The sequence below is a fragment of the Pedobacter sp. ok626 genome, assembly GCF_900100435.1.
Taxonomy (GTDB): Bacteria; Bacteroidota; Bacteroidia; order Sphingobacteriales; family Sphingobacteriaceae; genus Pedobacter.
The window spans coordinates 95,400-108,123 of sequence record NZ_FNEX01000020.1 but is presented as its reverse complement, the minus strand read 5'-3'; the positions used below and the strand labels follow the sequence as shown (position 1 = coordinate 108,123).

Sequence of the window (12,724 nt, the reverse complement as noted above, 5' to 3'; positions counted from 1 at the left end):
GGTTGTTATTAAAATGATACAAACATTTGCAGGGTATACATCCTTTGGAGCGGATAAACGGCACCATTATCGGATGCCTGTTCAGGATCCCAGAGCTTTACTTTATCCCATACCGCCAGGTTATCCCCTACCAGGCTGAAGGTAGCCGAAGAAATGCCATAACGTTTGAGCCAGGTGGAATCCCAACGGTAAGCGATCTCCGCATTTTTGAGGCGCAGAAATGAAGCATCCGCCGTCCAGAAAGTAGAAGCGCGGTTGTTGTTTTCATTCACCCCGTAAGTAAGTCTGGGAAAACGGGCATTTGGGTTCTCTGTGCTCGTTGTACCAGAGTAAGAGGCCGGGGTCCAGCGATTCCCCTGGTTGCCTACAATATTTAGAATATTGCCTGTCGCGCCGCCTTGAAAAGGATAATAACCCGATCCACCAAGGAAATAACTTACCTGGTCCTGTCCGGTAAAGAACACGTTAAAGGACCATTTTTTCCAGCTTACGGAAGTTGCGAAGCCATAGATAACTCTCGGCACACTGGAATAATCGAGCGGTACAATATCATCCGTATTCACAACTCCATCTCCGTTAACATCCCTGTACTTGATGTCGCCCGGCATATAATTATTGGTAAAAGTTTGTGTTGGGCTGTTGGCGATATCTGCCTGGTCTTTAAACAAACCAAGGGCGATCAGGCCTCTTTGTACTCCAAAAGGAACATTAGTGAAGGACTGGTAAGGAAAATTGATGCCGGTCTGCTCCCAGTGGGTCACTTTATTTCTGGCGAAGGTAAAATTACCTTTCAGGGTAAAGGAAAGGTCTTTAGTAACCGTCTGGTTGTAGCTCAGGTTACCATCAAGTCCCCAGCTCTTCATGGATCCGACATTGAGATAAGGCGCCTGCGGTGCACCTACCTCATCAGGAATACTCAGCCTTTGCTGATAGATGTCATCGGCTTTGGTCAGGAAGGCATCGACCGTAAAATCGATCTTGTTGTTAAATAGTTTCGCATCGATCCCCAAATCATATTTAGTGGAGGTCTGCCATTTTAATCCTTTTGTCCCGACTTTGGATTCGGCAATGGTAGTTCCCCAGTCATTCCCTTCGACATTAAGGATGGTCTGGTAAGGAAAGCGGACCAGCTTGTTGTCATTATTAGTGATTTTAGCATTTCCGACTTTACCCCATGAACCACGGATTTTTAAGTAATCGATAAAAGCTGCGTTTCTCTTCATCCAGTCGTATTGGGTAGGAATCCAACCTGCAGAAAGCGCCGGAAACAAGCCATACTGCGCACCCGGCTCGAAGTTTTCAGATCCTGAATAACCCACATTTGCTTCCAGCAAATAGGTATCTTTGAAGGAATAGGTTGCCCTTCCAGACAGCGCCTGGTAACGAAGCGGGATAATACTCATATAACGATCGGAATAGGCATCTACATCCGAAGTGATGTCTTCCTGACGGTAGACATGGAGTAACCCTGTCACATTGTGTACGGAATTAAACATGCGGTTGTAGTTTAGCTGTCCTTCCATATACATCTGTCTTTTGATCAATGAACTTTGAGCATAGTTGGCGCTAAGACTTGTAATCGTTCTCGAGGTGACTAGCGAGCCGTCATTTGCCCGGCCACTAGCCAGAAAAGATTCCTCTCCAATTTTTACGAGCGTAGACCCATTATTTCCGAAATAAGTCCAGGAGAATAGTCCACGTGCCGTAAGGCCTTCTGTCACAAATTTCAGGTCCTGTTCGAGGCTCAGCTTTGCATTAACATTATTTTCATTAGTCTTCCGGAATCCAGTATAATTTAACAGTGAATATGGGGTCATCGATGTTCCTCCACTCCCGAAACCGGCAAGTTGTCCATTGGAATACCTCAATGGCGTGCTCACCGGGGTAATATTGGCCTGGGAAGTCCAGAGGAACCTATTGTCAGTACCAAATGCCGGCGAGTTCTGCAATGTGATGGCATTGTCCAGGTTCAGCGCCATTTTGGTAGTTTTAGTTAAGTCTACATCAATATTGGCCCTGAAATTGTATTTTTTGTAATTCGTATTGACATCGTACTTATTGGCATCCGGATCCTGTTTAAAAATACCTTCTTTGTTGAGGTAACCTAAACTCATGTAATACCGGGCATTGGTACCCCCACCTGAGATGTTTAGGTTATACTGGCTATATCTCGTATAATCCTTCAGCATAATGTCTCTCCAGTTGGTGTTCGGATAAAGATCTGGGTCCAAACCGGTTTTAAAAAGCTCCATCTCCACCGGGCTATATACCGGGTTCAATCCTCTTACCACACGGGCTTCGTTGGCGAGTTCGGCATATAGCGATGCATCTGCATATTCCGGCATTCTGGCCGAATGGCTCAGTGTGCTGTTGGCCCTGAAATTTAACTTAATGTTACCCGCCTTACCTCTTTTAGTAGTGATCACCACTACTCCATTTGCGCCGCGGACACCATACACCGCCGTAGCAGAAGCATCTTTCAAAATGGAAAAACTCTCAATGTCCGAAGGATCAACATTGTTCAGGTTTCCTTCTACCCCATCAATCAAGATGAGAGCGGAAGAGCTGGCACCAAAAGTGCTAATCCCCCTTACCCAGAATTCTGAGAAGTCGCTGCCTGGTTCCCCACTACGGGTTACCGCAATGATGCCCGGTACACGACCACCCAGCATATTGCTTAATGAAGTTGCCGGAACCTGTAGGTCTTTTACATTAATGGTACTGATGGCGCCCGTTTGCGTGACTTTACGCTGTGTACCATAGGCCACTACCTGCACTTCATCGAAGGAATTTAATTTTTCCTTCAGTACAATTTTCAGCTTATCTTTTGAGCCTGCCACGGTGTACTCCAGGTTTTCAAAACCGATATAGGAGAACAGGAGCACACTATTCTGCCCCAGGTTCTCTATACGGAATTTACCTTCTGTATTAGATGAAGTTCCTTTCTTTGAATTGCCTTTTACCATAATGGATACGCCCGGAAGTTCATTTCCTTTTTCGTCCATAACTGTTCCTGCTACGCTGATCTGACCGTTATCCTGTGCAAAGGACACCGCATACGAGGAAAATAAACTGATCAGGACCAGATATAATATTTTTTTCATAAAATTTAATTATGCTTTACTCTTGTTAAATAAAATGGAGTTTTGATGCGTACCGGCGGTTATTCAATAGCTAGTTTTCGGATGGTACAGCCCCAGCTTTCCCCGATATAGATGTTATCACTGTCATCCAGATGTATCGAATAGGGGTAGTTGAAACTGGACAGCATTGGGGCGCCATTGGCACCTCCAAAAACACCTGCCGTTCCGGCAATGGTAGATACATACCCGGAGCTTTTGTTGATCTTCCTCACCAGATTGGTATTGGAGTCCAGCACATATAAATTGCCTTCACTATCTACTGCCATTCCAGTCGGAGAGTTAAAGGAAGCCTCTCGACGAGGCGCATCCTGTTTGCCGAGCCCGTTGAAACCGGCATATTCTTCTACCGTTTTTCCATCCTTACTTACTTTATAAACGCCGTTAAAGCTTTGCACGGTAAAAAAGAAACAATCATCTATCTTACTGTAGATCATGTAGCAATAGTCTGTATTGCCGACATTGCCACAGGCAGGATTTAAAATCTGTACATTGGTGGGTTTGGCAATTTCCAGGCGGCCAAATACTCCATTTTTATCCCTGAAATACAGCCATTCTTCTGTATCGTCTAGTGCTGCGGCGAAAATCACACCTGTAGAGCCAGGAATTTGGGCGGCTATAATCTGTGGCTGCCATAAACTATTTTTATCATAGGCATAAACCTTGTGTGGAACTGTCCTGCCTATAGCGTACATTTTATTCCTTGCTTTGTTCAAAGCAGGCTGTGTCCCGTCAAATCCTGTCTGAAGGGTAGCGATTTTATTGTCTGCAACCGAGATGTACCTAACCGAGCTGGAAAGCGTTTCAAAAGAAATCAATTCATCATTGTTCAGTGCGGCTATACCGAAAGTCCGCTGGATCCTGCCATCTCCCAGACTTCCGTTAACGGAACCTGCGACACCGGAAACCCCAACAATATTGGAGACACTCTCGGCTACGGTATATAAAAACAACTTTGATGACGCCCCGATAGTTGTCCCAACAACCACTTTAACGCTATTATTACCGCCGGCTTGTTTGGGCACCAGACAATAAATAGTTTCATTGTCTAAGCTAATTATAGTTGCTGGGCGTTCTTTTTCATTGTCTATAAAATATACCTTGACCTTGGTTTTATCTGAACCGAAATTAGATCCCTTGATAATAAATTTAGTCCGCACACCGCCTGAATCAGGCATAAAAGAATTTAGCTGGACTGGTAAATTTGGATCATATGTGTTGATTTCTTCAGTCTTATTCTTTTTACAAGCAAAAAGGAACAACAAAACTACAAATGTCAACACAACAGACCCGCTGCCAATTTTAACCGGAAAACTCGTGTAAAATCGATGGAGTAGATTTTTATTCATATTAAAATATTTGGTTTGAATGCAAATTAACTGCAAACAGCAAGCTGTTATGAGGGGTATAATGGTAAAATTAAAGGGGTAAAATCATTTTAACCACCGACTTTGGTCAGAATTGATATATTTGTTAAGACAAACCTAACCAAACCATTTCGCCTCCTTTCTTCATGAAAAAATATTTATGTGTAATATTCATGTCCTTTATTTATCTTTCCTCAAAGGCTATAAATAATCCATATCTATATTATTTAGGAATTGAACATGGTCTTTCTAATAATGCAGTAACCAGCGTATATCAAGACAAGTATGGTTTTATGTGGATTGGAACATATGAGGGGCTGAACAGGTATGATGGATATACGTTTAAGGTTTTCAGGAAGAATTTAAATGACAAGAATTCCCTTCTTAATAATTGGATTGTAGCCATTCACGAAGACAGTCACCATAATCTATTAGTAGGAACTAAAAAGGGGGCAAATTTATACCATGCAGCAACAGGCAAGTTCAGTATAATTAAATTCCGTTCGGCTAATAAAAAAAGTATACTTGAAGCCTCCTATCCAATAAACGCATTTGATAGTGATGTAGAGGGCAATGTGTTTATTGCAACCGCCGGACAAGGTTTGCTGATTTATGAAAAAAACAGTCTGATAGCCACACAGGTTCCCTATAACAGTAATAAAGGCAGGTTAAATTCTTACCATGTTCAATCTGTTAAGGTTGATAAAAACAAAAGGGTTTGGCTATTTATCCAGGAATATGGTTTATGCCTTTACAACTATAAGGACAAAAGCATTAAACAGGTTGAAGCATCTTTGCAAACCGCCTTGTGTATTGCACCTGATAATTTCGGCAACGTGTGGATTGGTAATGAAAATGGACTGTATAAGTATAGTATTGCGGGTAAAACATTAAACGGCTATACTGAGGCTGACGGCTTTTTATCGCATAACAATATCTATGGTTTAATGGTAGATAATAATGGTTTACTCTGGATTAGCACTGATGGGGGTGGAATCACAATATATGATATAAAAAACAACAGACTGAATTACCTGCGCCAAGGCAAAGAAAATGGTATGCTTACCAGTAGTGCCGTAAATACCGTTTTTGAAGACAAGGACCATAGAAAGTGGATTGGTACTCTACGGGGCGGAATTAATGTACTGGATAAAAACAAAAATAGGTTTAAGACCATTGCCTCCAACCCTTTAAGAAAAGACGGACTGATCAGTAATTTCATCATTTCCTTTTGTGAAGATCCCAAGGGGAATGTATGGATTGGCACGGATGGAGAAGGCTTAAGCTATTGGGACAGGAAGCATAATCATTTTTCCAATTACTGCCATAAACTTAATGAGCCAGGTTCCCTGACAAACAACAATGTAGCCCGTATTATTAAGGATGATAAAGATGAAATCTGGCTGGCAACTTATGGTGGTGGAATTAATAAATTCAATAAGCAAACCAGTGCCTTCAAATATTATCCTTGTTTCAATACTGCTACAAAATCTATAGACAGAAATGCCTGGAGCATTTACGAAGATCGATTTAAAAATATTTGGGTAGGGACCTGTACAGATGGGGGCCTCTACAAATTAAATAGAAACACGGATAAATTTGAACTTTTTAGTTCAAAACTTACGAATGTAATCTCCATAAATGAAGATAAACAAGGGACTTTATGGCTAGGAACTTTTTCTTCATTGATTCGTTTAAGCAAAGACAATAAGAATGTCAAAATATTTCAGCTTAACACCGCGGTAAGGGCAATCTATGAAGATAAAAAAGGAAACTTCTGGATTGGGACCGAGGGATCCGGATTGCTTCTATTCGATAGAAAGAAAGGGACTTATAAAACTTTCTCTGAAGAAAACGGACTTCCAGGGAATACAGTATTAAACATTCTGGAAGATAATTCCGGGCAATTGTGGATCTCCACCTTTAATGGATTGAGCAGTTTTAATCCCATTAGCAGGGAGTTTAAAAATTTCCATAAAACTGATGGTCTCCAAAGCAATCAATTTAATTACAATGCAGCGTTAAAGTTAAACTCTGGTGAATTTTTGTTTGGCGGAATTAAGGGTTTTAACATATTCTATCCTGAGGAAATAAAACCTCTTATTATGGAACCCCGCCTTTTAATTACCGGACTGAGAACCAATAATATTCCTTATGAACTCGATGAAAGTTTTACCGATAAAAAAAGTGTTTATGAGGTAAATGAAATAACTCTACCCTATGATAAAGCAATACTGTCAGTTGATTTTGCCGCTCTGGAGTATTCTTCGCCCGATAAAATCTCCTATTCCTATTATCTGGAAGGATGGGATAACAATTGGAATAACGCAGGAAATACCAGAACGGTCAATTATTCAAAATTACGTGAGGGAGATTATCGCTTAAGGATCAAATCAACCAATGCTGAAGGAGTATGGCTTAACAATGAGCGCGTATTACAGGTAAGTGTTTTACCACCATGGTGGCGGTCAATATGGGCATATATATTGTATGCCGCAGGTCTTTTGGGATCACTCTATCTCTACTCCCGCTATGAAAAGCGGCAAACGGCCTTGAAATATCAAATTGAGTTGGCAAACCTGAAAATTGAGCAGGAAAAAGATCTTAATGAGAAAAAGCTAGCCTTCTTTACCAATGTTTCTCATGAATTCAGAACTCCATTGACATTGATCATTAACCCCATCAAAGAATTTTTAAACAGCAGCAATCCAATTGATTCTAAGGAATTGACTGTGGTATACAGAAATGCCAGGAGACTGTTAAGCCTGGTTGATCAATTATTGCTTTTTAGAAAATCGGACACGGAGAATCTTAAAATCTCAAAGACTAATCTTGTTATTTTTTGCAAAGAGGTGCATGCTTGCTTTAGTCAGCAGGCAAAAACAAGAAACATCAGGTTCAATTTTTCTAGCACTAAAGAAACCATTGATATTTACGTAGATAAAGAAAAGATAGAAATCGCTTTATTTAACCTGATTTCCAATGCTTTCAAATTTACACCGGATGGCGGTAAAATTATATTGGCGATCAATGATTTATCTGAGGAGGTTGAAATTCATATCACAGATACAGGAAGTGGGGTTTCAGATGCGGTTGGCAATAAACTTTTTGACAGGTTCTACCAGGTTTTCGAGAAAAATGCCTCATCCAAACCCGGATTTGGGATTGGGCTTTATCTCGTTAATAAATTTATCAAACTCCATCTCGGAACGGTTACCTATACAAGTAAACCCGGTGTGGGAACAGATTTCCTGATCAAATTATTGAAAGGTAAATCACATTTCCCTTCGGAGATTATCCACGATAGCATGGATGAAGCCCTGGTATTTTTGGATGAGCTAATCGTTGATGAGGAAAATTATCTGTCTGCTGACCAGCTGGAAGATGAAGCAAATGAGATCATAACCGAAAAGCAAGGAATTCTGATTGTTGATGATAATGATGATATCCGGAATTACATTAAACAGTTATTTAGGTCGACTTACCTGGTTCACGAAGCCCGAAGTGGCGAAGAAGGACTGGTGATGGCAAGCAAACACATGCCAGACATCATTATCACTGATGTTGTAATGAAAGAATTAAGCGGGGTTGAGCTTTGTACAAAGCTAAAGAAAGACCCAGGACTAAGCCATATTCCTGTTATTTTACTTACATCAAGCTCCTCTGCAGAAATTAAACTTAAAGGAATTGAAGCCGGAGCGGATGATCATATGACCAAACCATTTGACAAGGATATACTTATTGCAAGGGTTTCCAATCTTTTAAAAAGCAGAACCACGCTACAGAGTTATTTTTTTAATGAGATTACCCTGCAATCAAACGATACTAAAGTATCTAAAGAAAATAAAGAGTTCCTGGAAAGATGTATCTCAATTACTGAAGATCATTTGAACAATTCGGATTTTAATATAAAAATTTTGGCTGATGAAGTGGGAATGAGTCATTCCGCACTGTATAAAAAAGTGAAGACAATTTCAGGAAAGTCGATAAACGAGTTCATCCGCTACATCCGTCTTCGTAAGGCCGCGCAACTGTTTATCAATTCTGCACATAACGTAAATGAGGTCGCTTTTCAATCAGGATTTAGCGACATCAAATACTTTAGAGAGCAGTTTTATAAATTATTTGAATTGCGTCCTTCAGAATATATCAAGAAATACCGCAAGAATTTTAACAAAGGTTATAAACTGGACAAAAAGATTCGTTAGTGCCCAAACATCATGATCTTTTGTTACATTACAATTACTTTAGGCGCTCGCTATGGTCATTTGGAAAATTCTCGCCAGTCCAGATTTTTTGCGCTGTCCATTTCTGATCAGCATCTGCCCAGAACGGATCTTTCTCCGATAATCCTAAAGGAAGGAATATACTGGTAGCGAGATATGGACTACCCTGATTATTGTAAAAATCACCCAGATTAGGTTGCAATCCATATAAACCCAGTGTAAGCCAGCCATCCTGATAGGTTGTTGGGCTTTCCAAAGTCTTCCTTAATACTGCTGTTAAAGCACATCGCACCTGAGATGCGCTCAATTGTTTGGGTAATGCTTTACGCCATGCCATATCTGCAAGATGGTGAAATGCAGCCCCACGATAGATTATGGAACGGCCAGTGGCGGGATAGGTCCCATCAGTATTGATAAGTCTCTCCTGAATAACGGCATAACGTTCATTACGGTTTCTTACCTTATCAAACATCAGCTGATAGACATTTGTCTTCTTTCCAATGATTTCTGCAATGGAAGCCAGATAAGGATGAATGACAAAACTATTGTAATAATCGTAAGCAAAAGATTCACCATCCATGTACATTCCATCACCCACATACCATTGTTCCATTTGTTGCAAGGCATAATCTACACGCATAGGATCCCATTCCGATCCAATTTTTGCCAGGAAAGCTTCATTCATAGCAGAAAAAAGCAACCAATTTGAAAACGCAGGTTTGAATTTTCTGGTCGTTTTTATTGCGCCCACCAGGCGGGCCTGCTCTCGTTTAGGAAGATGCTCATAAATCCAGGGTGCCCTTACAACCGCCACTGCCAAAAAGGAAGCATCTACCAGTTGCTGTCCACCAATATCAAATCGCATAAAATCTTTTGCATTGGAATCCAGCGCATTGGTTAAACCACTGAGCACCCATTTTCTGTACTGCTTACGCATTGCCATTTCTTCCTGATTACCATCTTCAAGCTGAAGCCATGGTGCAATACCCGACAGCACCCTACCTAAAATTTCCAGATACTGCACTTCTATACGGTGGGCTTTATTGTCCACATGAATAGATGTCACTTTGGGCATGGTGATTCTCAAACTATCCGCCGCCAGGTTTTTCAACACAGGTCTAACCATTTTGTCCATTTCTCCAAGCCAGTATTTCCGATCGTTGAGCACCGGTGCTTTCTTAGCGCGCGATTTTTTTTGCCCAAAAGAGAGGCCACCAATCTGCAAAAGCAAAAAAATGGCCATTACTACTTTATAATTTCTCATTTATCAACTATTGTTTATCCAAATACCTGTACAATTCAGCACCGGCCAATAAAAAGGCACCTACACCAAAATTGGCGGTGGATTTTGCATTGACAACCTGGCCTGGAATCGCTTTTTCCCCAATCGGCTGAACATAGCCAACACGACCATCCTGCTGTAAGGCTACTTCAGATAGATATTTCCAACTTTTCAATGCTGAATTTAGATATATCTTTTCTTTCAAATATCCGTTGTTAATACCCCACAATAAACCATAGGTAAAAAAAGCTGTACCGCTGGTTTCCGCTCCCGGCGCATGATCTTTATCCAACATACTTCTGGTCCAATACCCCTCAGGTTGCTGACTTTTCAAAATGGCCTTTGCCAATCTCTTGTATTTCGAGACATATAATTCACGATGCGGATCATCCTGAGGCAAGTCCTTTAATACCTTTGCCAGACCGGCAAAGACCCAACCGTCGCCTCTTGCCCAGAAATCCTTTTTACCATTTACGCTTTTGTGCTTAGGATATACATACTTGGCATCCCTGTAGTACAGGCCTGTTTTCTGATCAGACATTATGCTGTTTGCATACTCAAAATAGTCGTGTAGTTTTTCCAGATAAAATCGGTTTCCAGTCACAGCATACAACTTCGTCATCACCGGCATCACCATATACAACCCATCAGCCCACCACCAGTAATCGTTTGCAGCGGTGCTCATTTGGTATTCCATTACCTCTCGGGCCCTTGCTATTTTATGTTTTCCCGGGTTTAAATGATATAAATCAATGTAAGTCTGGAAACAGATTTGCCAGTCTCCAAAAAGCACATAATCATCCTTTTCACCGTATTTATACTTCCAGACTGATTTATCGGCAGATTTAGCACCCATCCATTGATTATAATCGGCCCAACGCTCTGAATATAATCTATAGCTTTCATCGCCTGTAAGGCTAAATGCTTCCATATTTCCTGTGTGATAAGCGGCCTCATCCCAGAATGCCCAGACTTCGGGTTGATGATTGGATTGCCAATAATTATTCGCCTTTTTGATCAGCTTGAGTACTTCAACTTTAACAGGTTGATTTTGGGCCGATACAGGTAGGTTAAATAACATTAACAAGAATGCAATTGATCTTATCATCATTAATAATTAGTTTTATACCATTATGGTTCCCTCTCCACTAAGAGCAATATAGGGCTTTTAATTAAAATGTCAAACTAACGATTAACGTTCCGTCTGTCTGTAATTGCTGTCCTTCGATAAGTAGCTGGACACTATCAAACCTGGTATAAAAAATGGATTGTTGTCAGACAGCTTTTTTAGAAATATCAATCATTGAGGATAATTCTGCAACCGCTGCACTGTCTCCTCCCGAAAAGCCCATCATTTTAAAACGAATTTTCCCGTTACCATCAATTACAAACTTAGCAGGAATACCTTTTACCCCAAAGGCAGTAACTGCCGGATTGGTACCAGTTTTCGCATCCTTTGTATCCATGTAAAGATCAAATTTATAATTGTTGCTGTTTAGATATGATTGAGCATCTGTGAGTGGTTGCTGAACCTTTTCCCAGGTATGGATAAATAAAAACTTTACGTTTGGGTCATTTTTATACTTATTTACTGCCATCTGCATAGCCGGAAAAGATTTCTTGCAGGGCCCACACCAGGTTGCCCAAAAATCGAGAACGATGGTCTTCCCTTTAAAATCGGCCAGCGAAACAGTTTTCCCATTCACATCCTTAACTGTAAAGTTAGGGGCAGCTTCGTTAATCAACATTTTGGCAACTTCAGCTTCAATTTTAGATTTCATACCCTGTTCTAAAATAGTCAAATAAGCTACAGCATCTTTATCAGGATTTACCTTAGCATAACTTTCCTTAAAAGCGAGCTTTAAATCCTGATTAGCCTTTCCTTCGGCAATTTGTTTTTCCAATAGCGGTAGTGCTTCCTGATGTTGTCCATTTTTGCTCAAGGCCAAACCGTAGTTTCCTGTCAGCTGATCTGTTTTACGGGATGAACCCAGGTAAGCTTCTTTCGAATACTTAAGTGCTTCCTGGTACTTGCCTGATTTTAACAGAATTGTGCTATACAAATCAAGGAATGCAAAATAGGAGGCTCGAGCCTCATTAGCAGGCGAAGGCGTACTACCAGCCGCTGGCTCTGGGGGAACACCCTCTTTCATTAGAGCTTCAATTTCCTTTCTTGTGATCCGCTCTGCGGCAGGCAAGTCGTATTTCATCACCGCCTCTGCGGTAAGGCGGGCCGCAGCCGAACGGAAGCGCACATCTTTAATCTGGTTTACATATTCACTAACTTTCGCAACGTTTTTATCATTCGCGTAAGCGTAAGCCACTGAATAAAATGCATAATCCAAATTATTTGCGGGGAACTTCGCTTTCATCTTCTTGAAAAGTATCTCCTGCTCAGCACCGCTTTGTGTGGTAAAAAGTTCATTCTGAACTTGATTAAATGCCATTTCACCTTTCGGGAAACGCTTTACCGCTAATTGAACAAGCGAATCTGCCTTCCCGGGAGTGTCATTATAAAATTGTATCAACAGCTGGAGCTCTTTTTCAGAACCATTTTCCAGTTTTTGTAATTTCTGCTTTAATACCCCAGGGTCCTTCTCATTCTTTAAAGAATCCAGGGCAGGGTTAGCCCTACGTTGCTGTGCAATCGCTAAATGGACGGTAAACAGCAGTAAGCCGATTGTCAATACTCTTTTCATTCTGGTATTT

Annotated in this window: 6 protein-coding genes; 1 reads left to right on the top strand and 5 read right to left on the bottom strand. The window is 40.9% G+C overall.

Features of this window, described 5'->3' with window-relative positions; genetic code table 11:
* Positions 1–8 precede the first annotated feature (8 nt).
* Positions 9–3,104 carry a SusC/RagA family TonB-linked outer membrane protein gene (locus BLS35_RS23515; protein ID WP_090785957.1) on the bottom strand — a complete coding sequence of 1,032 codons (3,096 nt, stop codon included), beginning with the start codon at positions 3,102–3,104 and terminating at the stop codon, positions 9–11.
* Positions 3,105–3,163: 59 nt separating this feature from the next.
* On the bottom strand, positions 3,164–4,489 hold the full coding sequence (locus tag BLS35_RS23510; protein ID WP_090785955.1) for an IPT/TIG domain-containing protein: 1,326 nt from the start codon (positions 4,487–4,489) through the stop codon (positions 3,164–3,166).
* Positions 4,490–4,680: 191 nt separating this feature from the next.
* Between BLS35_RS23510 and BLS35_RS23505 the strand changes: the two genes are divergently transcribed.
* Entirely contained in the window at positions 4,681–8,715 is a 4,035-nt protein-coding gene (locus BLS35_RS23505; protein WP_165973386.1) for a hybrid sensor histidine kinase/response regulator transcription factor, read from the top strand.
* Between the two features lie 34 nt (positions 8,716–8,749).
* On the opposite strand, the gene BLS35_RS23500 is transcribed toward BLS35_RS23505, so the two are convergent.
* From BLS35_RS23500 to BLS35_RS23490, 3 genes are all read right to left on the bottom strand, one after another.
* Positions 8,750–9,997: a DUF2264 domain-containing protein gene (locus tag BLS35_RS23500; RefSeq protein WP_254779077.1), complete on the bottom strand. Its 1,248-nt coding sequence runs from the start codon at positions 9,995–9,997 to the stop codon at positions 8,750–8,752.
* A 7-nt stretch (positions 9,998–10,004) separates the two neighbouring features.
* Entirely contained in the window at positions 10,005–11,126 is a 1,122-nt protein-coding gene (locus BLS35_RS23495; protein ID WP_207909163.1) for a glycoside hydrolase family 88/105 protein, read from the bottom strand.
* 163 nt (positions 11,127–11,289) lie between these two features.
* Positions 11,290–12,714: a redoxin domain-containing protein gene (locus tag BLS35_RS23490; protein ID WP_090785950.1), complete on the bottom strand. Its 1,425-nt coding sequence runs from the start codon at positions 12,712–12,714 to the stop codon at positions 11,290–11,292.
* Positions 12,715–12,724: the final 10 nt, after the last annotated feature.